General features: G+C 67.5%; 15 protein-coding genes. 4 read left to right on the top strand and 11 right to left on the bottom strand.

Going from position 1 to position 19,735, the window contains the following annotated elements; translation table 11 throughout:
• Positions 1–155 precede the first annotated feature (155 nt).
• The 5 genes from NFU04_RS13805 to NFU04_RS13785 form a co-directional block, all read right to left on the bottom strand.
• A complete protein-coding gene (locus tag NFU04_RS13805) occupies positions 156–1,190 on the bottom strand; it encodes a histone deacetylase family protein (RefSeq protein ID WP_251310027.1) in 1,035 nt (344 codons plus the stop codon).
• 24 nt (positions 1,191–1,214) lie between these two features.
• Positions 1,215–2,492: a TRAP transporter large permease gene (locus tag NFU04_RS13800; RefSeq protein ID WP_251310026.1), complete on the bottom strand. Its 1,278-nt coding sequence runs from the start codon at positions 2,490–2,492 to the stop codon at positions 1,215–1,217.
• Positions 2,492–3,034, bottom strand: a complete 543-nt coding sequence (locus tag NFU04_RS13795) for a TRAP transporter small permease (RefSeq protein ID WP_251310025.1) — start codon at positions 3,032–3,034, stop codon at positions 2,492–2,494. Before NFU04_RS13795 ends, NFU04_RS13800 begins: the two co-directional genes overlap by 1 nt.
• 54 nt (positions 3,035–3,088) lie before the next feature.
• A complete protein-coding gene (dctP, locus tag NFU04_RS13790; RefSeq protein WP_251310024.1) occupies positions 3,089–4,180 on the bottom strand; it encodes a TRAP transporter substrate-binding protein DctP in 1,092 nt (363 codons plus the stop codon).
• A gap of 155 nt (positions 4,181–4,335) precedes the next feature.
• Entirely contained in the window at positions 4,336–5,100 is a 765-nt protein-coding gene (locus NFU04_RS13785; protein ID WP_251310023.1) for an AraC family transcriptional regulator, read from the bottom strand.
• Positions 5,101–5,413: 313 nt separating this feature from the next.
• Between NFU04_RS13785 and NFU04_RS13780 the strand changes: the two genes are divergently transcribed.
• From NFU04_RS13780 to NFU04_RS13770, 3 genes are all read left to right on the top strand, one after another.
• Entirely contained in the window at positions 5,414–6,415 is a 1,002-nt protein-coding gene (locus NFU04_RS13780) for a TAXI family TRAP transporter solute-binding subunit (RefSeq protein ID WP_251310022.1), read from the top strand.
• Between the two features lie 157 nt (positions 6,416–6,572).
• Complete coding sequence (locus NFU04_RS13775; RefSeq protein ID WP_285835157.1) at positions 6,573–8,426, top strand: TRAP transporter permease; 1,854 nt, start codon at positions 6,573–6,575, stop codon at positions 8,424–8,426.
• Positions 8,427–8,503: 77 nt separating this feature from the next.
• Complete coding sequence (locus tag NFU04_RS13770; RefSeq protein WP_251310021.1) at positions 8,504–9,406, top strand: LysR substrate-binding domain-containing protein; 903 nt, start codon at positions 8,504–8,506, stop codon at positions 9,404–9,406.
• 190 nt (positions 9,407–9,596) lie between these two features.
• On the opposite strand, the gene hglS is transcribed toward NFU04_RS13770, so the two are convergent.
• The 4 genes from hglS to NFU04_RS13750 all read right to left on the bottom strand — a co-directional run bounded on the left by hglS (position 9,597) and on the right by NFU04_RS13750 (position 15,825).
• Positions 9,597–10,952: a 2-oxoadipate dioxygenase/decarboxylase HglS gene (gene hglS, locus NFU04_RS13765; RefSeq protein ID WP_251310020.1), complete on the bottom strand. Its 1,356-nt coding sequence runs from the start codon at positions 10,950–10,952 to the stop codon at positions 9,597–9,599.
• Between the two features lie 39 nt (positions 10,953–10,991).
• A complete protein-coding gene (gene ydiJ, locus NFU04_RS13760) occupies positions 10,992–14,117 on the bottom strand; it encodes a D-2-hydroxyglutarate dehydrogenase YdiJ (RefSeq protein WP_251310019.1) in 3,126 nt (1,041 codons plus the stop codon).
• On the bottom strand, positions 14,114–15,367 hold the full coding sequence (locus NFU04_RS13755) for a 2-aminoadipate transaminase (protein ID WP_251310018.1): 1,254 nt from the start codon (positions 15,365–15,367) through the stop codon (positions 14,114–14,116). The genes ydiJ and NFU04_RS13755 overlap by 4 nt, the downstream gene beginning before the upstream one ends.
• A 278-nt stretch (positions 15,368–15,645) precedes the next feature.
• A complete protein-coding gene (locus NFU04_RS13750; RefSeq protein WP_146804422.1) occupies positions 15,646–15,825 on the bottom strand; it encodes a hypothetical protein in 180 nt (59 codons plus the stop codon).
• A gap of 315 nt (positions 15,826–16,140) precedes the next feature.
• Here NFU04_RS13750 and NFU04_RS13745 point away from each other — a divergent pair, with 315 nt between their 5' ends.
• A complete protein-coding gene (locus tag NFU04_RS13745) occupies positions 16,141–17,526 on the top strand; it encodes a uracil-xanthine permease family protein (RefSeq protein ID WP_251310017.1) in 1,386 nt (461 codons plus the stop codon).
• Between the two features lie 62 nt (positions 17,527–17,588).
• Here NFU04_RS13745 and NFU04_RS13740 read toward each other — a convergent pair whose 3' ends face one another.
• Both NFU04_RS13740 and NFU04_RS13735 read right to left on the bottom strand, forming a co-directional pair.
• Entirely contained in the window at positions 17,589–18,776 is a 1,188-nt protein-coding gene (locus NFU04_RS13740; protein WP_251310016.1) for a pilus assembly PilX family protein, read from the bottom strand.
• Between the two features lie 138 nt (positions 18,777–18,914).
• Positions 18,915–19,544, bottom strand: coding sequence for an anti-virulence regulator CigR family protein (locus NFU04_RS13735; RefSeq protein ID WP_251310015.1), 630 nt, complete (start codon positions 19,542–19,544; stop codon positions 18,915–18,917).
• Positions 19,545–19,735 lie beyond the last annotated feature (191 nt).

Raw genomic sequence — 19,735 nt, 5'->3', positions numbered from 1 at the left:
GTGACAACCCCCACCCCGTAGGAGCTAGCTTTAGCTGGCGATCTGTGGACGCTGGCGCCTACCACCCCGGTGGCAACCCCCACCCCGTAGGAGCTAGCTTTAGCTGGCGATCTGTGGACGCTGGCGCCTACCACCCCGGTGGCAACCCACCCCATTCATGCTCCGGTAAAGCCCGCCATCAGGGCATGCAGGTTGTCGGCCAAAGACTCGGTGGGATAGCCCCCTTCCTGGACCAGTACCGTGGGCAGCGCGAGGCCGGCCAGGCGCGCGCCGATGGCGCGGAAGTCCTCGGTCTCCAGGCTCAATCCGGCCAGGGGGTCATCCTTGTGGGCGTCCAGGCCGAGGGCCACCACCACGGCCTGGGGGCGGAAGTCGGCCATCGCCGCCAAGAGCCGCTCCAGGGCGGCCAGGAAGACCCCGCCGTCGCTGCCCAGCGGCAGCGGCAGGTTGACGTTGGCGCCCTGCCCCTCCCCCTCGCCGGTCTCGTCGGCCCCACCCCAGAAGAAGGGGTAGAAGTCGGCGGGGTCGGCATGCAGCGAGCCGGTCCAGACGTCACCGCGGGCATAGAAGATGTCCTGGGTGCCGTTGCCGTGGTGCAGGTCCACGTCGACGATCGCCACCCGGGCGAAGCGCTCGCGCAGCACCGTGGCGGCCAGGGCCGAGTTGTTGAGGAAGCAGAAGCCGCCGGCGCGCTCCGGCCCGGCATGATGGCCCGGCGGCCGGCACAGGGCGTAGGCGGCCGGCTCGCCGCCCAGCACCGCCTCGGCGGCGGCCTCGGCGCTGGCGGCGCTGGCCAGGATGCCGCGGAAGCTGTCGGCGGCGATCGGGCAGGCCATGTCGTGCAGGTGCCAGCCGGCCTGGCCCACCGGATGGCGCGGGTAGTGATGGCCACCGCCGCAGGGGTGCACATTGGGCGCCACCAGCTCGGCGGCGCCGGGCAGCGCCTGCCAGCGGGCGTGGATGGTCTCGAGGAAGTCGAGATAGCGAGCGCTGTGGATGCGCCCCAGCCGCTCCCGCAACCGCGGGGTATCGGCCTTGGTCGGGGCACTCAGCGAGAGCCCCGCCTGGGCCAGGCCCAGGCTCAGCAGCTCGGCGCGCCTGGGCCCCTCCGGCGACGGGGCCGGTGCCCCGCGCAGCAGGAAGGTGGGCGGCGCATGGCGCTCCTGGTCGGGATGGTAGTAGAGCTTCATGGCGAATCCTTGTCCTTATCCTTATTAGCCGAGCAAAGAGGGAATCCAGGTGGAAAGCGCCGGGAAGGCAGCCAGCAGCACGATCACCGCGAGATAGGCGGTATAGAACGGCAGCGAGGCGATGATCGCCCGCTCGTAGGGCACGTTGGCGATCCGCGCCGCGGTCATCAGCGTCATGCCCACCGGTGGCGTGACGTTGGAGACGTTCAGCACCACGATCATCAGGATGGCGAAGTGCAGCGGGTCGAAGCCCAGCTGGATCATCGCCGGCACCAGCACCGGCGCCACCACCACCAGGGCCGGCAGCACGTCCATCACGGTACCGATCAGGATCAGCAGCAGGCAGACCAGCATCAGCTGCAGGAAGGCGGAGTCGCTGAAGGTGGTGATCAGGCCGGCGGCCTCCCGGGCGATGCCGGAGCGGGTCACGAACCAGCCCAGCACCGCCGAGGTGGCCAGCAGGAAGAACACCACCCCGGAGAAGCGCACCGTGACCACCAGCGCCTGCCAGACCTTCTGCCAGGTCAGGTTGCGGTAGAAGACCAGGCCGATGACGATGGCGTAGACCGCGGCGAAGCCGGAGGCCTCGGTGATGGTGGTCAGCCCCGAGAGGATGCCGCCGAGGATGATCAGCGGCACCACCATGGCCGGCAGGGCCACCAGGAAGGCCCCCACCGCCAGCTTGAACGGGGTGGGCGCCTGCTTGGGGTAGCCGCGCTTCCAGGCCAGGAAGAAGCTGACCAGCAGCAGCGCCAGGGCCATCAGCAGGCCGGGGATGATGCCGCCGGCGAACAGATCGATCACCGAGATATCCCGCAGCAGGGTGGCATAGACCACCATCACCACGCTGGGCGGGATGATCGGGCCGATGATCGACGAGCAGGCGGTGATGGCGGCGGCGTATTCGGCGTCGTAGCCCTGCTGCTTCATCTCCGGGATCATGATCTTGCCGATCGCCACCGTGTCGGTGATGGCGGCGCCGGTGAGACCGGCGAAGAACACCGAGACCGAGATATTGACGTGGGACAGGGCCCCGCGCACCCGGCCGAAGAGGGCGTTGTTGAAGGCGATCAGCTTCTGGGTCAGGCCGCCCTGATTCATCAGCTCGGCGGTGAAGATGAAATAGGGCACGGCGATCAGCAGGAAGCCGGAGACGCCGGAGAACATGCGGTCGGCAATGATGCCCAGCATGCGCTCACCGCCCAGGGTAAAGCCCCCCACCAGCCCCGACATGGCCATGACGATGGCCACCGGGGCGCCGATCAGCAGCAGCACCACGAAAGCGAGAATGGCTGGTGTCATCACGGGGTCTCCGAGTCTGGGGTCTCGATCAGGTCGTGAATGGTCGCCTCGTCATCGATAAAGTGCTCCAGCAGCGCGAAGCCGTGCACCAGGTGCAGCAGCATGATCAGGCCGCTCAGGGGCACCACGATGGCGGTGACCTGGCTGGGGATCTGGATGCGATCCGAGACCATGTAGATCTGGGTGGCATTCTGGAAGAAGCCCCAGCCATACCACACCAGCATGGCGGCGAAGAGCGCCATGACCGCCAGGCAGGCACCGGCGGCCAGCTGCACCAGCGGCCGGGGCAGGCTGCGCACCAGCAGGGTCATGGCCACGTGTTCGCCGTAGCGCAGCGAGATGGTCATGGAGAGGAAGCCGATCCAGGGCAGGAAGAGCCGCGCCAGGGAGTAGGTCCAGCTCAGGGTACTGCCGGTGAGCAGCTTGTAGAGGAAGGCGGTGAAGGAGATGCCCAGCATGGCCAGGATACAGGCCACGCAGAGCACCACGGCGAGGCGATTGACGCCATCGCTCAATCGACGCAGGAAAACAAGCAGGGTCATGACAAGCCTCGATGGGGCCGATGCCCGCCGCGGCGGGCATCGGACTCGGCGCGATTACTGGCCGTAGATCCGCTGGTCATCCTCGGCCACCTGGCGGCCGACCCGCGCCACCTCGCCGAGGAAGGCCTCGACCCGCCCGGCGTCCATGCCGAAGTCGTCGACGATCCACTCCTGCCAGGCCGGGCGGGCGATCTCCGCCATGCGCTCGCGCTCCGCCGGAGGCATCAGGTAACAGGCCTCGAAGCGCTCGCAGGACTCCACCCAGCTGGCGGTGGCCAAGGCCCCGGACATGCCGTGGCTGATCTCGATGGCTTCCCGGGCGGCGCCGACCAGGATCGCCTGGTACTCCTCGGGCAGCTCCTGATACCAGGACTCGCTGACCACCCAGGGGGCGCTGTTGTAGACGTGACCGGTGAGGGTGGTGTAGTCGGTCACCGCATCGAAGTTGAAGGTGGTATTGAGCACCGGGGCATTGAACTGGCCGTCGGCCAGGCCGGTCTCCAGGGCGGTGATCAGCTCTCCCCAGGGCAGCGGCGTGGCGGAGGCGCCCAGGGCGCGCATGATGGCCACGTGGGCGGGATTCTCCTCGGTGCGGATATTCAGCCCCTCCAGGTCCTCCACCGTCTCGATCAGCCGCACGTTGTTGGTGAAGGCCACGAAGCCGCCACCGTCGTCGAAGGTACCCAGGTAGCGCATATTGGCCGCCTCCCGGGTGCCCGTCATGAAGTCGGCGAACCACTCGCCGTCGAAGAAGGCCCAGGCCTGGCGCCAGCTGGTGAAGAGGAAGGGGGCGGTGACCAGCTGGTAGTCCGGGTAGAAGGAGGACATGGCCCCCGCCGACATGATGGTGGACTGCAGGGTACGCCCGCCCTGCACCTCGGTGCCGTTTTCCACCTCGGAGCCCAGCTGGCCGCCGCCGAAGAGGGTCACCGCCAGGTCACCGTCGGTCTGCGCCTCGACACGGTTCTTGAAGTGCACCAGGGCCGGATAGATCTCGTTGTTGCTGAGGCTCTCGGGCAGTTGGGTGGCGATCACCATCTCGTAGGATTGCGCCTGGGCCTGGGCGGCCATCGCCATGGCCAGCGGCAGCGCCGCCAGGGCGAGGGTCTTGCCCCAGGGCTTGGGAAGTCGCGGTGTGGTGGTCATGAGTCCCTATCCTGATTTGTTGTTGGAGGGTTCTCCTTGACCTTAGGCCATCCCCGGCCCCGGCACTTGGCCGAGACTCCGCCGGCCTTGCCCGAGACTCGGGGAAAACGACAGCGCCGGGCGAGGCAGGGCGTTATCGCAACGAAGCGCCTCGTCTAGCGCCGCGCCCGGGAGGGAGCCTCTCCAAAGCAACGGCGATAAGCGCGGGTAAAGCTGCCCTGGTCGCGAAAGCCCACCAGGCCGGCGATATGCCCCAGGCTCAGCTGGCTGCCGGCCACCAGGCCCCGGGCGTGGTCGAGGCGCCGGCGCTGCACATAGGCCAAGGGGGTGAGGCCGGTGGCCTCGCGGAAGCAGGCGTGGAAGTGGCCCGGGCTCAGGGCGCACAGCTCGGCCAGGGTCTCGACGCGGATGGTGGCGTCCAGGTGGGCATCGATCCAGGCATCGAGGCGCGCCAGGTCGAGGCGCGAACGGGCCTGGGGGGTGGCCTCGGCATGCTTGAGCTCTTGATCGTGCAGCTGCAGGTAGAGGGCCCGCAGCAACAGGGTGGCGATCTCGTCATGCAGCGCCGGGGCCTGCTCGGCCTGGGCCATCAGGGTGGCGGTGAGTTGCTGCAACTGGGGCGAGACGGCGAAGAAGCGCGGCCGCTCGAAGAGGCGCTGCAGCTCGTCGGCACAGGCCAGGCGCTCCAGCTTGGCCAGGGGCACGTCCAGCACCAGGGTCTGGTTGCGGCCATCGCCCAGGTATTCGTGACGGCAGGCGGTGGGAATCAGGCAACCCAGCTCCCGGGTGATGCGCTGGCCGCGGTGCTCCAGGGCCAGTTCGGTGGTGCCGGCGCTGGCCAGGATCAACTGATGGTAGGCATGCTCGTGGGCCACGTGTTGGCGCCCCAGGGTACAGGTCTGCAGGCTGAAGACGGACATCCCGGGCGGCTCCCTCGCCGAGTCGGTAATCCCCTTACTCTACGCCAGGCATCCGTGCCAACCAAGATCGACCTCCCATTCCTTAGTGGAAGTCCTGCCCACGACTCACCACCTGACTCACAAACTATAAGACTACTTGGGCCGTGAATTCCAAAATGGAATGCGTAGGTAACTAAATTTCTTTTGTCTGTAATGCCTCAGGAAGGAACAATGCCCCCGCAGTGCATGCCGACCCGGCCCACGAGGCCGGATGCGACATCCACTCCCCAGCGCCATCCGCCCGGGGAGGTACAACAAGGTATCAGGAGACGTTATGAAGCCCACTTTCCCCCTGGCCATGGTCGGCCTCGCCGCCGGCACCCTGCTGGCCGGCTGCGGCGATGACGCCGCCAGCAAGCCGAATATCGCCATCGGCCCGCCCGCCAGCACCACCCAGAACGTGTCGCAGCTGATCCTCGATGCCTACGGCATCGGCGAAGACGCCTACAGCACTTACCAGGAAGGCTTCGGGGCCGCCCTGGACGGCGTGCAGGATGGCAATATCGATGTCTCCATCGGTATCCTCGGCCTGCCCTCGGGCAGCATCGAGAACCTCCAGGCGGCCAGCGGCGATGCGCGCCTGGTCGGCCTCAGCGACGCGGCCATCGACTACCTCGAGACCCACAGCGCCTATCGCCGCTTTACCATTCCCGCCGGCAGCTACGCCTTCCAGGAAGAGGACGTCGATACCGTCACCGCCTATGCCGTGCTGGTGGGCAGCACCGACACCATCGGCGAAGAGCTGGGCTACGAACTGGCGCGCCTGATGCATGAGCATGCCGAAGAGAACACCCACGCCCAGTCGGCCTTCATGACCCTGGAGAACGCCCTCAACGGCTCCGAGGGCCTGCCGATCCACCCGGGCGCCAAGCGCTACTACGAGGAGCAGGGCCTGACCGTGACCAATCCGGTGGCCGAGCTGGGTGAGATCGAGGAGAAGCGCGAGTTCATCCTCGGCACCGGCAGCCAGGGCGGCACCTATTATCCGCTGGGCGGCGAGATGGCCACCATCTGGAACCGCTACCTGGATGAGCAGAACTTCACCAATATCGAGACCGGCGCCTCCATCGAGAACCTGGTCAGCATCCGCGACGGTCGCATGGACCTGGGCATGACCGTGCATGCCCCGGCGCAGGATGCCGTGGCCGGCCAGGGCGAGTTCGAGGGCGCCCAGGTGGATAACGTCGCCTTTATCGGCCACATCTATCCGGAAGTCATCCAGATCGTCTCCCGTGAAGGCTCCGACTTCACCTCCTTCGACGATCTCGCCAACTGATTCGATCCCCCGCGGCGCCGCCGGGCCCTCCGGCGGCGCCGCCTTTCGTGAGGCCTTGAACCGTGGTTAAAAAAAAACCGCTGACGATGCGTCCGTACTAGACCAGTACGATCGCGAAACCGCTACCCGCCCGCATCTGGGCAAGTGGGCCTGGCTGGTGACCCTGATGGGGGTCTCGCTGACCGGCTTCCACCTCTATACCGGCTATTTCGGGACCCTGCCCTCCCAGCAGCAGGGCGCCGTTCACCTGGGCCTGGCCCTGGGCATGATCTTTATCCTCTTCCCCGCCACCCGGGGCAGCGGCAGTCGCGCCCGCGTCCCCTGGTATGACGTGATCCTGGCCTTCGCCGCCACCTTTACCGCCTACTACAAGATCCTCTTCTACGAAGAGGTGCTGCGCGCCCGGGTCACCGGCTACTCGAGCCTCGATCTGGCTACCGCCCTGCTGGGGGTGCTCTTCGTGCTGGAGGCCACCCGCCGCACCGTGGGGGTGCCCATCGTGATCATGGCCGCCCTGGCCATCGGCTATGCCCTGTTCGGCAACCATATCCCCAGCCAGATGCTCTCGCACCCCGGCTTCTCCCTCGGCGAGGTATCACCCTACCTGTGGTTCCGCGAGAGCGGCGTCTTCGGCACGCCCTTGCAGATCTCGGCGCGCTTTATCTTCCTGTTCCTGTTCTTCGGCGTGGTGCTGATGCATACCGGGGTGGGCCGCTTCTTCAATGACCTGGCCTTCGCGGTCACCGGCCGCTTCACCGGCGGCGCCGGCAAGGCCGCGGTGATGGCCAGCTCCTTCCAGGGCATGATCTCCGGCAGCTCCATCGGCAACACCGTCGCCTCCGGCTCCTTCACCATCCCGATGATGAAGAATGCCCGCTTCAAGCCCGAGGTCGCCGGCGCCGCCGAGGCCTCCGCCTCCACCGGCGGCCAGATCATGCCGCCGCTGATGGGCGCCGCGGCCTTTATCATGGTGGAGTACGTGGGCGTCTCCTACCGGGAGATCATGTTCTCGGCGCTGATTCCCGCCCTGCTCTACTTCGCCGGCATCTTTATCGGCGTGCACTTCGAGGCCAAGCGGCATCGCATCCTCGGCCTGCCCAAGGATCAACTGCCCAGCAAGCGCAAGCTGATGCTGGAGAAGGGCTATATGCTGCTGCCGCTGCTGGTGATCGTCGCCACCATCAGCCTCGGCTTCACCGCCCAGCGCGCCGCCCTGCTGGGCATCGCCTGCGCCTTCGCCGTGGGCATGATCCGCAAGGAGACCCGCCCCTCCCTGGTCGGCCTGGTGAAGATCTTCGAGCAGGGCGCCCGGGTGGCCCTGCCGGTGATCGCCGCCGTCGCCAGTGCCGGCATCATCGCCGGGGTCGTCGGCATGACCGGCCTGGGCTCCAAGTTCGCCGCCGGTATCATCAGCCTGGCCGACGGCGTGCTGATCCTGGCACTGCTGTTCACCATGGTGGCCTGCATCGTGCTGGGCATGGGCCTGCCCACCACCGCCAACTACGTGGTGACCGCCACCATCGCCGCCCCCGCCCTGATCAACGAGTTCGGCCTGCCGCCCATGGCGGTGCACCTCTTCGTGTTCTACTTCGGGATCATCGCCGACATCACCCCACCGGTCTGCCTGGCGGCCTTCGCCGGCGCCGGGATCGCCGGCGCCAACCCCATGAAGACCGGCTTTACCGCCGTCAAGCTGGCCATCGGCGCCTTTATCATCCCCTACGCCTTCATCTATAACCCCATGCTGGTGATGGTGGATGCCACCCTGCCCGGCCTGCTGGCGGCGGTGCTCTTCTCGCTGCTGGGGATCATGGGCGTCAGCAGCGCCCTGATCGGGCATTTCGTCAGAGATTCCCTGCCCTGGGAACGTCTGGTACTGTTGGCGGCCGGACTGGCCATGGTGGTTCCCGAGCCGCTGACCAGCGGTATCGGCCTGTTGGCCATGGCCCTGGTGGCCTGGTATCAGTCGCGGCGCCCGGCCCATCAGGACCTGGCCTCCCCGACGGCATGAGCCAGCCTCCTCGAGCCCTCGTGTCTCCCCGGCGCCCTGGCGCCGGGGAGACACGCCGTGAATCAGGAGCCTCACGCTTGGCCTCACGCAACCTCCCCTCCACTACCGCCATGCAGTGCTTCGAGGCGGCGGCCCGGCATATGAGCTTCACCCGCGCCGCCGACGAGCTGAGCCTAACCCAGAGCGCGGTCAGCAAGCAGGTGGCCCAGCTCGAGGCGCACCTCCAGCACAAGCTGTTTCGCCGCGTGCGGCGCAGCCTGCTGCTGACCCCGGAGGGCGCCATCTTCCTCAGCGACGTGCGCAAGGTCTTGGCCCAGCTCGAGATGTCGACCCAGGCCATCATGACCTACAGCGGCAACAGCGAGGTACTCAAGGTCGCCACCCTGCCCAGCTTCGGCGCCCGCTGGCTGGCGGACCGGCTGCCCGCCTTCCTGGCCGACAACCCGGGCATCAGCCTGGAGTTTCACGATCGGGTCGAGGACTTCGACCTGGAGCAGCAGGATATCGACGTGGCGCTCTTCTACGGCCACGGCAGCTGGCCCAACCTGGCCTGCCACAAGCTGCTGGAGGAGGAGATGGTGGCGGTGGCGGCGCCGCCCCTGCTGGCGCGCCATGCGCCCCGGGACGTGGCCGAGCTGGCCGACCTGCCGCTACTGCACCTGTCGACTCGTCCGGATGCCTGGCACCGCTGGTTCGCCGAGCAGGGGGCGACCACCGATCGCAGCTACCACGGCACCCGCTTCGAGACCTTTGCCATGCTGGTGCGCACCGCCATGGCCGGCGGCGGCGTGGCCCTGGTGCCGCGCTTTATCGTCGCCGAGGAGCTCCGAGACCGGCGCCTGGCCATCGCCGCCCCTTATCGGCTGCACAGTGCCAGCGCCTATTACCTGGTCTACCCGGAGCACCTGGGTGAGCTGGCCAAGGTGCGGCGCTTCGTCGAGCATCTGGTCGGCGCCGCGGCCTTGGGCGTCGACGACTAGTCGCCGACGCCAATCGCTCGGCGAAGCCGAGCTCCCACAATAGATTGGGTGGCCACTGGTGTTGTGGGAGTCCGGCTCCGCCGGACGATTGGACGACATCGTCGCCCTTCGGGCGAATCGCGCGGAACCGGAGCGCCGGACCGCCGAGCTCCCACAACAACCGCAGCGCCGGCGGTAGGGGCGATCGGCGTTAAGTCAGGGCGTCCAGCACCCGGCGGCGGGAGGCCGCCTGGCGCTCGGCGTAGAGGGCCAGCTCGTCGGTGACCGGGACGCCGAGGGCCGCCTCGAAGGCGTCGCGGTTGGCGTTACCGGCGTAGGCCTGGTTCTCGCCGCCGCCCAGGTTGGACTGGAAGATGCCCGCGGCGCTCACCGGCAGGAAGTCCTCATAGGTGATCGGCTGGGCCACCACCAGGCCACCCTCGATCAGCGCCTCCAGGTCGGCGCCCGGCTGCTTGCCGGCCTGTTCCCCCGCTTCGCTCAGGCGGTAGTGGAAGAAGGCCAGCTCCTGGCGGCGCAGCTCGTCGTCCCGGTCGGGGAAGTCGGCGAAGACCTCGCCCAGCACCCGCTGGTGTTCCTCGTTGGCCAGGCCCGCGGTCTGACGCCGCGCCTCATTCAGCAGCCGGTCGTAGAGCTCGCGGCCCTTGGCGGTCAGCGCCATGCCGCGCTGCTCGATCTCGCCGAAGCGGGCGGTATGGGTGCCCTGCTGCTCGCCGGCGAAGCGGATCGCCTCCTCCAGCGCCTTGAAGCTGGTCTGACGCAGCAGGATCGGGCAGTCGCGGCGGGGCGGGCCCTCGATCACCGCCTTGGGGTTCATGCCCGCCGCCGGCATGCGCCGCTGCACCTCGTCGATATCCAGGGTGCGCGGGGTCAAGTGGTTGATATGCGGGCCACGGAAGCAGACCACGTCGGCGATCAGGCGATGCTCCTCATGGAGGGCCTCGTAGGTGGCCAGGTCCACGGTGGCTTCCCGATGCCAGCGGAAGGTCTCCAGGGCCTCGGCCACGAAGCGCTCGGCATCGGCCTCGTTCAGCCCGCCCTGGGCCTCGCAGCGCGCGATCAGGTCGCGCACCCCGGGGGTGAAGATATCGCGACGGGCGAGGATCTCCCCGGCGCGGCGGCGCAGTTCCGGGCTCTCGATCAGCTCCAGGCGCAGCAGCGAGGTGAAGATGCGGAAGGGGTTGCGGGCCAGGGCGGCGTCATCGATGGGCCGGAAGGCGGTGGAGTGCACCGGCACGCCGGCCTCGGAGAGGTCGTAGTAGCCCACCGGGAACATGCCCATTACCGCGAAGAGGCGACGCAGCATGGCCAGCTCCTCGGCGCTGCCGACGCGGATGGCGCCATGACGCTCCACGCCGAGGCGCGCCAGCTCGTCATGGGCGGTGAGGCGCTCGGCCAGGGCCGGGTCCTTGTCCAGGGTCTCCCGATTGACCGTCTCCACCAACTCGAGGAGGGTCGAGTACTGGGGCACCTCGGCCTGATACATGGCCGACATGGCCTTCGAGAAGCGATCGCGAATCTCGTCCGAAGAAAGAAAGTCTGTGCTCATGGCTCGTGTCTCTGGGTCCGATTGGGTTGGGGTTATTCGTCAGGGTAGCGGGGATCGCAGCACCGCGAGCAGCCCCTGCAGCGGGTGGGGCAGGCGCCGGTCGGAGAGGCGCTTGACCTGGCTGCGGCAGGAGTAGCCGGTGGCCAGCAGGCGCCCCTGGTTGGCCTCATCTTCCACCAGGCCCTGCCAGGAGAGGCCGTAGATGGTCTTGGAGGTGGCGAGGTTGCGGGCCTCGTGGCCGTAGGTGCCGGACATGCCGCAGCAGCCGGTGTCGACCAGCTCCAGTTCCAGGCCGAAGGCGGCGAAGAGCCGCTGCCAGGCCTTGGGGCTCCCCGGGGCATTGGTCGCCTCGGTGCAGTGGGAGAGCAGCTTGTAGCCGGGATCTGTCGTTGCCTCGGCATTGGGACGCTGGCCCGGCGCCAGGCTCGCTGCACGCGCCACCAGCCACTCCTGGAGCAGCAGCACCTCGGGCACCGCGTCCTCGCCCAGCGCCTTCACGTACTCCTGGCGGTAGGTGAGGGTCATGGCCGGGTCGATGCCCACCAGGGGCACGCCGAACTCGGCCAGGCCGCGCAGGCGCTTGGCCTGCGTCTCGGCGGTACGCTGGAAGGCGCCCATAAAGCCCTGGACGTGGAGCGGCTTGCCGTTGGGGGCGAAGGGCGCCACGAAGACCTTGATATCGAGGCGCGAGAGCAGCTCGACGATGTCCATCACCAACTGGGCCTCGAAGTGGCTGGTGAAGGCGTCCTGGACGATGATCACGCTGCGTGCCTTCTGCGCCTCGGTGAGCAGCCCCAGTGAGGTGGGGGTGGCCTCGGCCACGCCCCAGGCGGCCAGCTGCTTCTTGAGGCTGGCCCGGGATAGCCGCGGACTGTCCACCATGCCGATGGGCCCGGCCAGCAGGCGATCCACCAGGCGATTGCCCAGGGCGGCGTTGTAGAGCGGGGCGATGCGCGAAAGCGTCGGCACCAGAAACTCCAGGCCGCCGATCAAATAGTCGCGCAGCGGGCGCAGGTAGCGGCCGTGGTAGAGCTCGAGGAACTGGCTGCGGAACTGGGGCACATTGACCTTGATCGGGCACTGGCCGGCGCAGGACTTGCACGCCAGGCACCCGGCCATGGCGTCATAGACCTCGTGGGAGAAGTCGTCCTCCCGGCGCCGGCGCAGGGTGTTGAGGGTGCGCTTTGGCAGGCGCGCCACGCCGCCCAGCCAGCCGCCCCGGCGGGCCCGCTCGGCCTCGTCGACCACGTCGATCCCGGCCTGGCCCTGGCGGCGCAGCCATTCGCGCATCAGGCTGGCGCGACCCTTGGGGGAGTGGACCCGCTCGCGGGTGCCCTTCCAGGAGGGGCACATGGCGTCGTTGGGGTCGTAGTTGTAGCAGGCGCCGTTGCCGTTGCAGTAGACGGCGGCGTCATGGGCCTGCCAGACCCGCTCGTCGATCTGGCGGTCGAGCTGGCCGCGGGTGGTCACCCCATCGATGGCCAGTAGGCCCGGATCGACGAGCTGGACGGCCTCGTCCTGGGCGGCGGCCCCCGTGGCCAGCGGCGTGGCGATCTTGCCGGGATTCAACTGATTATGCGGGTCGAAGGCGGCCTTGACCCGTTGCAGGCTGGGGTAGAGCTCGCCGAAGAACTTGGGGGCGTACTCCGAGCGCACCCCCTTGCCGTGCTCGCCCCACAGCAGGCCGCCGTACTGATGGGTCAGCTCGGCCACCTCGTCGGAGACCTCGCGGATCAGCCGCTCCTGCTCGGGGTCCTTCATGTCGATGGCCGGGCGCACGTGCAGCACCCCGGCGTCGACATGGCCGAACATGCCGTAGGCCAGGCCGCGGGCGTCGAGGGCCGCGCGGAACTCGGCGATAAAGTCGGCCAGGTGCTCCGGCGGCACCGCGGTGTCCTCGACGAAGGGGATGGGGCGCTTCTCGCCCTTGGCATCCACCTTGGCATTGCCCAGCAGGCCCACGGCGCGCTTGCGCATGCCATAGACCCGCTGGATGGCGGCGCGGCCCTCGGCCAGGGTGTAGCCCAGGCGTTGGACGCTGGTATCGGCTTCCAGGTGGCGACAGAAGGCCGCGACCCGCTCGGCCAGCCGCGCCGGGTCGTCGTCGTTGAACTCCACCAGGTTGATGCCGCGGACCGCCGTCTCGCCGTCGGGGAAGAACTCCGCCACGCTATCCCAGACGAAATCTTCCATGGCCAGCATCAAGACCCGGTCGTCCACCGTCTCGATGGAGGTGGGTTTGGCGGAACTCGCCATCAGCGCCTTGGCGTCGCGCAGGGCGTCCATGAAGCCGGCGTAGCGCACATTGACCAGGGTCGAGTGCCGGGGGATCGGCAGCACGTTCAGCACCGCCTCGTTGAGGAAGCCCAGCGACCCCTCGGACCCGCACAGCAGGCTATTGAGGTTGAGGCGGCCGTCATCCTCGCGCAGGTGGGCCAGGTCGTAGCCGGTCAGGCAGCGATTGAGCGGCGGAAACTTGGCGCGAATCAGCTCGCCCTGGGTGTCGATGATCTCCCGGGCGGTGCGGTAGGCGCGGCCAGTGGCGTCGTCGCGCTGGCACAGGGCGGCCAGCTCGGCCTCCTCGACGGGGCGAGTGTGCAGGCGCTCGCCGCCCAGCAGCACGGTCTCGAGTTCCAGCACATGATCGCGGGTCTTGCCGTACTCGCAGCTGCCCTGGCCGCTGGCGTCGGTGGAAATCATGCCGCCGAGGGTCGCGCGGTTGGAGGTGGAGAGCTCCGGGGCGAAGAAGAGCCCATGGGGCTTCAAGGCGGCGTTGAGCTGGTCCTTGACCACCCCGGCCTGGACCCGCACCCGGCGCTGCTCCACGTCGATCTCGAGGATCCGGTTCATGTGCTTGGAGACGTCCACCACCAGGCCGTCGGTGAGCGACTGGCCGTTGGTGCCGGTGCCGCCGCCGCGCGGGGTGAGCACCACCCGGCGGTGGGCCGGCTCGCCGGCCAGGCGAGCGAGCCGCTCCAGATCCGCCGCGCCCCTGGGGTAGAGCACCGCCTGGGGCAGGCGCTGGTAGATGGAGTTGTCGGTGGCCAGCACCGTGCGGTTGGCGAAGTCCGGGGCGATCTCGCCCTCGAAGCCGGAGGCCTTGAGGGCCTCGAGGAAACGCAGGTAGTGAGCGTCGAGGCGCTCGCCGTCCAGCCGCGCGATCATGCCTGCAGGGTCTCCAGGGCTCGCTCGATCAGCGCCAGCCCCTCTTCCATGATGGCCGGCTCGGCGGTCAGCGGCGGCAGCAGGCGCAGCACATTACGCTTGCGACCGCTGGGCATCAGCAGCACGCCGGCCTCGCGTCCGGCCTCGAGCAGGGCCGCCAGATGCTCGGCCCCACTGGCCGTGGCCGTGTCCTCGAAGACCAGGCCGCGCATGGCGCCGACCCCGGTCAGGGCCCCCAGCATGGGGAAGCGCCCGCTCTCCCGCCAGCGCCGATGGGCCGCGACGATCTGCGCTTCCTGGCCCTCGGCCCAGGCCGAGAGGCGTTCTTCGCGCATCGTGTCGATAACCGCCAGGGCCGCGGCGCAGGCCACCGCGTTACCGGAATAGGTGCCGCCCAGGCCGCCCTTGGGCAGGCTGTCCATGACCTCGGCACGTCCGGCCACCGCCGCCAGGGGCAGCCCCGCCGCCATGCTCTTGCCCATCAGCAAGAGGTCCGGCTCGATGCCCAGGTGGGTAAAGGCGAAGGGCGTGCCGGTCCGCCCGAACCCGGACTGGATCTCGTCACAGATCAGCAGGATGCCGTGGCGATCGCAGAGTTCGCGCAGGGCCCGGGCGAAGTCGGGACAGAGCAGCCGAAAGCCGCCCTCCCCCTGCACCGGCTCGACGATGATGCAGGCCACCTCCTCGGCGGCGATCTCCACCTCGAACAGCCGGGCCAGGGCCTGGAGGGCCGCCTCGGCGCCGACCTCGCTATCGCGACTGGGAAACGGCAGGTGATAGACCGGTCCGGGCAGGCTGCCCAGGCCGACCTTGTAGGGCTTGACCTTGCCGTTGAGGTTGAGTGCCGCCAGGGTGCGGCCGTGGAAACCATCGTCGAAGGCGATCACCGCCTGACGGCCGGTGGCTCCCCGGGCCACTTTCAGGGCATTCTCGGTGGCCTCGGCGCCGCTGTTGGTCAGCATGCAGGAGAGCGGATAGGAGACCGGCACGAAACGATCCAGGGCCTCGGCCACCGCCAGATAGCCCCGGTGCGGCAAGGCATTGAAGGCCGAGTGCATCAGCGTCTCCACCTGCGCCTTGACCGCCTCCACCACGGCGGGATGGCCGTGGCCCAGGTTGAGCACGCCGATACCACCGATAAAGTCGATATAACGCCGTCCGCTCTCGTCCCAGACCTCGGCGTTGCGACCACGCTCGATGCACAGGGGGTGAACGATGCCGAGTGAACGACTGATATGGGGAAGTTCCATGGGCTGCCTGTCGCCTTTTCATGCCAGAGAAGATTGCTGATCATGAAATCAGACGAGAGCGCGGGGCTTCAAACGAAAAAAAGCGGCCTATACATTCCTCACAGGAATGCAAGCTCTCCTGACCTCAGGCTTTGCGGCGACAGACCAGGCGGCATGTCTCGATGGAATGGTTTGGTGCCAATTTTTCACGACACCGTTGTCTACCGACGCCGCCGCCCGACACTGGGCCGGGCGGCGGAGGGCTCACGACAGGGGGCGATTCAGGGGGGGAGACTCGTCTAGCAGCGCCCCTGCCTGGCCAGGCCCGGCGGGCAGAAGCCACCGCGATGGCTACGGTGGTGATGGCCACCGCCGTAGGTATCGATCTCGATCAGGGGTTCGGGGGTAATGCGGGCCGGGGTATAGCTACAGCCCGCCAGCAGCGCGGCGGCGATCAGGACCAGGGTCAGTCGTGTCATGCATGCCTCTCGAGGATAAACGGTTGAGTGTTATCCCCTTCGTTCCCGGCGGTCGTCTGTTAGCGGGGGCCTCTGCGGGCCGGCGACGACGCGGGCGGAAGTATACCTAGGCATTAGGCCACTAGCATCCCACCAAGGTCTAATTGCCATAATGTCTTCGAATGGATCGAAAAAGGCCCTTATTAGACAGGCAAATAGTGGAATCGGTGATAGGGCATATTTTGTATACAGCGAGTGTTGCTAATCGATTTGTTGTCCGCTTAGTCTAGGCGCCAATAACTCTGTATACAAAAATCGCGAGCGTTAGGCATCCCTATGACAACCACGACGACAGCGACACGGCATTCGACTACCCCGCGAAGCACCTCCTTCTTCGACTTCTATGGCAAGCCCCCGCTGGCCAAGGCCCTGCCGCTATCGCTGCAGCATATTCTGGCGATGATCATGGGCACCGTCACCGTGCCCATCATCGTGGTCGGGGCGGTGGGCGCCAGCCTCGAAGAGAAGATGCTGCTGATCCAGATCTCCCTGGTCTTCTCCGGCCTGGCCACCCTGCTGCAGCTCTACGCCCTGGGACGCCTCGGCGCCAAGCTGCCCACCATCTTCGGCGTGGGCTTCGCCTATGTGCCGACCCTGACCGCCATCGGCGCCCAGTACGGCCTCGAGGGCATCCTCGGCGCCCAGGTGGTAGGCGGCGTGGCCATGATGGTCACCGGGCTCTTTATCCAGCGCATTCGCCACCTCTTCCCCCCCGTGGTGGCGGGCACCGTGGTGCTGGTGATCGGCCTGTCGCTCTACGATATCGCCATCAACTACCTGGCCGGCGGCGTCGGCGCCCCCGATTATGGCGACATCAAGTACTGGGCCATCGGCGGCGTCACCCTGCTGGTGGTGCTGGGGGTCTCCCAGTTCGCCAGCGGCTTCCTCAAGCTGGCCTCGATCATCTGCGGCCTGCTGGCCGGCTACGCCATCTCCATGGCGCTGGGCCTGGTCAACTTCGACGCCGTGCGTGAGGCGCCCTGGCTCAGCGTGCCCCGGCCGCTGGCCTTCGGCGTCGAGTTCTACCCCGCCGCCATCATCTCTATGGTGATCATCTGCGTGATCAACTCGGTGCAGACCATCGGCGACCTCTCGGCCACCACCGTGGGCGGCATGAACCGCGAGCTGGAAAAGAAGGAGCTGTTCGGCGGCCTGCTGGGCAATGGCTTCACCACCCTGATCGGCTCCTTCTTCGGCGCCCTGCCCACCTCCACCTACAGCCAGAACGTGGGCATCGTGGCCATGACCAAGGTGATCAGCCGCTATGTGCTGGCCATCGCCGCCGTCTTCATGGTGGTCGCCGGCCTGCTGCCCAAGTTCGGCGCCCTGATGACCACCATCCCCTACCCGGTGCTGGGCGGGGCCACCATCCTGGTGTTCGGCATGATCACCATGACCGGTATCCAGTTGATCACCAAGGACGAGATGTCGGCCCGCAACATGACCATCGTCAGCCTGGCCCTGGCGCTGAGCATGGGCGTCTATGCGGTGCCCGACGCCATCGGCAAGTTCCCCGAGACCCTGCGCCTGGTGCTGGGAGGCTCGCCCATCGTTATCGCCGCCCTGGTGGCCTTTACCCTCAACCTGATCCTGCCGCGCCAGAGCCTGGCCGACGAGGAGCAGGAACGCCGCCGGATCGAGGCCAAGCTGAACGAGGAGTAAGCCCCGGCCTCATACCAAACGACGCGGCCGCCGAGATATTCGGCGGCCGCGTCGTTAGGTGCCTAGCGCAACCACCCATCCAGGCGCAGCCCTGCCCCCTCGCCCGAAGACTGGCCGAAGAAGTTTTCCAGGGAGAGTTCGGCGAAGGCGGAACCACCAGACGACGCCTTGAGCTCATTGATGGCGGCATTGGCATTGAACGAGTCGAACCATACCGAGCCGCTATTGCCGCCGCCGGCCAGTTTGATGGTCTCATTGGGGGCAGATTGCCAGACGCCATCCTCGTCGATGGTGATATTGGCGATGATGGCGGCACCATGCACGGTGGCATTGCCGCGAATATCCAGCTCACCATTCAGGTTGATGTAGAGGCCATCGAAGCGCCGGCTCCCCTTCAGGGGGTCCTCGCCTCCCGGCGGCACGATCAGCAGGTGATCACAGAGCTGGCTGCCACCGTCCTGGTTGTTGCCGTTGCCTCGCCCCTTTCCGCGCCCCTGCCGGCCACCAGCCTCGAAGCAGGTGTCATGGATGGCCCGCAACAGCGCCAGGCTCTGCGACGAGGGCTCGCTCTCCACGATACGGCCCTCCAGTACCTTCGCCTCGCTATTCACGGTGGCATGCAGCCCCGAGGCGCTATAGGTCTCATCGTCGCCGGAGCGATATTCCACAAGAACCGCAGGAATAGCTTCATGCAGGCCGGCTTGGTCCTCACCAGAGAGTCGCGACGCCTCCGAGGTGGGCCACTGGATATCGGCATCTCGCGTCAGCCCCCCGATAAAGGTAGCGGTCGCCAGCCCCGAGTAACCCGCCAACCGCAGCGGGACCCGCCCCGGATAACGGGCGGCATGCTCCACGGCGCCGGCCTCGCCCTGCACCTGCATCATACGCTCGCCATCCTCGCGGCAGGCCAGCAGCCAGGCCCAGACGCTGTCCGCCACCTCCAGACGCACGCCGTCGCGCGCATTGCCACCACATGCCGGCCAGTCATCCAAAGGGGTATCGAGCTGCGCGGCCAGGGAGGCGCTCCAGGGCCGAGACGGACGCTCGCCGAGCCAACCCGCCAGTTCCGCGGTCGCCGCCTCGGCGGCCATGCGTGCCTGAGTGGCGAAGCGATGATTCCCCGCCATGCGCTCGTCGAGCAACGACGACTGCATGGCGGAGATTCCCAACATTAGGGCCACGCTCAGCAATACCAGGCTGATGATCAGCGCCGCGCCGCGCTGCCGATTCGCTCCAAGCCTCGCTTCCATCCTCAATGCCCACCATCGCATTACATAAAGTCACGAAGGCTAGCATGGAGCAGAGGGCCACCCAATGGCCCAGATCAAGAAAGCGGCAGCCCCGGAAAGAAGCTGCCACGCGATGATTTTTCCGCGAACCTGCCGGGATCAGTCGATAAAGATATCCCGCAGCACCTCGTGAACGATATCGGTGGCGACCTCCACCAGCACCACGTCCGCGCCGATGCGGCGCCATTCGTAGCCGTCGTAGCGGGGCAACTGGCGGTAGAGGCGGTCATCGAAGCGGCGGGCGATGCCGGGAGGCAGGGGCTTGCCCCGCTCCAGGTTCATGCGAATGCCCGGCGGCAGGGCCGCGCCTCGATCGTGGCGCCACAGCTCGCGGTGATCCCGGAAGATCTCGCGAATCAGCCGCTCCTCGATACGCGGGCCATCCCGGTAGCGCCACTCTCGAGGGGCCTCGCGGCCATACTCCCGGCGCCAGTACTCACGGTCCCGGTCGCGCTCGCGGCTACGCCACTCGTGGTCATCGTCATGACGGCGGTCGCGATACTCCCCTTCGCGGCTGCGCCACTCCCGCCCGCCGTCGCCGCGCTCCCAGCGATTGCGGTCGCGTTCACGCTCGCGGCTCCATTCACGGCCATCGCCACGCTCCTGGACGAATTCCGGCGGACCGCCGCGACCCTGGCCGGGGTTGTCGGGCTGAGCCCAGGCCGCGCCGGCCGCCAGCAGCAGGCCGCCCAGCCCCAGCAGGGTGTAATAGGTGAGGGTAGGTTTCATGGCTCCTCCCAGGGTCGCCATACCGATGGCGACTCACGCAAGAGACGGTGGGGGTCGAAGGCCTCCGGGTTGACTATGGGTCAGGCCCCGGGCCTTGGCCAGGCGAGGGTCGCCATTGCCATACTCTTGCCACCCGCTGTCGCGAATCAACGACAGCGCACGCATAACGACCGGGGGAGATATCGAAGCGG

Source organism: Halomonas sp. NCCP-2165, assembly GCF_023708045.1.
Taxonomy (GTDB): domain Bacteria; phylum Pseudomonadota; class Gammaproteobacteria; order Pseudomonadales; family Halomonadaceae; genus Bisbaumannia; species Bisbaumannia pacifica.
The sequence above is the reverse complement of the archived record's forward strand: the minus strand, read 5'-3'. Positions and strand labels throughout refer to the sequence as shown.

What these genes read in the sequence shown, in the direction of transcription:
- NFU04_RS13740 (WP_251310016.1), bottom strand. Translation starts at nt 18,776, where the DNA reads ATGGAAGCGAGGCTTGGAGCGAATCGGCAGCGCGGCGCGGCGCTGATC.
- NFU04_RS13750 (WP_146804422.1), bottom strand. Translation starts at nt 15,825, where the DNA reads ATGACACGACTGACCCTGGTCCTGATCGCCGCCGCGCTGCTGGCGGGC.
- NFU04_RS13800 (WP_251310026.1), bottom strand. Translation starts at nt 2,492, where the DNA reads ATGACACCAGCCATTCTCGCTTTCGTGGTGCTGCTGCTGATCGGCGCC.
- NFU04_RS13805 (WP_251310027.1), bottom strand. Translation starts at nt 1,190, where the DNA reads ATGAAGCTCTACTACCATCCCGACCAGGAGCGCCATGCGCCGCCCACC.
- NFU04_RS13795 (WP_251310025.1), bottom strand. Translation starts at nt 3,034, where the DNA reads ATGACCCTGCTTGTTTTCCTGCGTCGATTGAGCGATGGCGTCAATCGC.
- hglS (WP_251310020.1), bottom strand. Translation starts at nt 10,952, where the DNA reads ATGAGCACAGACTTTCTTTCTTCGGACGAGATTCGCGATCGCTTCTCG.
- NFU04_RS13785 (WP_251310023.1), bottom strand. Translation starts at nt 5,100, where the DNA reads ATGTCCGTCTTCAGCCTGCAGACCTGTACCCTGGGGCGCCAACACGTG.
- NFU04_RS13745 (WP_251310017.1), top strand. Translation starts at nt 16,141, where the DNA reads ATGACAACCACGACGACAGCGACACGGCATTCGACTACCCCGCGAAGC.
- ydiJ (WP_251310019.1), bottom strand. Translation starts at nt 14,117, where the DNA reads ATGATCGCGCGGCTGGACGGCGAGCGCCTCGACGCTCACTACCTGCGT.
- NFU04_RS13755 (WP_251310018.1), bottom strand. Translation starts at nt 15,367, where the DNA reads ATGGAACTTCCCCATATCAGTCGTTCACTCGGCATCGTTCACCCCCTG.
- NFU04_RS13735 (WP_251310015.1), bottom strand. Translation starts at nt 19,544, where the DNA reads ATGAAACCTACCCTCACCTATTACACCCTGCTGGGGCTGGGCGGCCTG.
- dctP (WP_251310024.1), bottom strand. Translation starts at nt 4,180, where the DNA reads ATGACCACCACACCGCGACTTCCCAAGCCCTGGGGCAAGACCCTCGCC.
- NFU04_RS13780 (WP_251310022.1), top strand. Translation starts at nt 5,414, where the DNA reads ATGAAGCCCACTTTCCCCCTGGCCATGGTCGGCCTCGCCGCCGGCACC.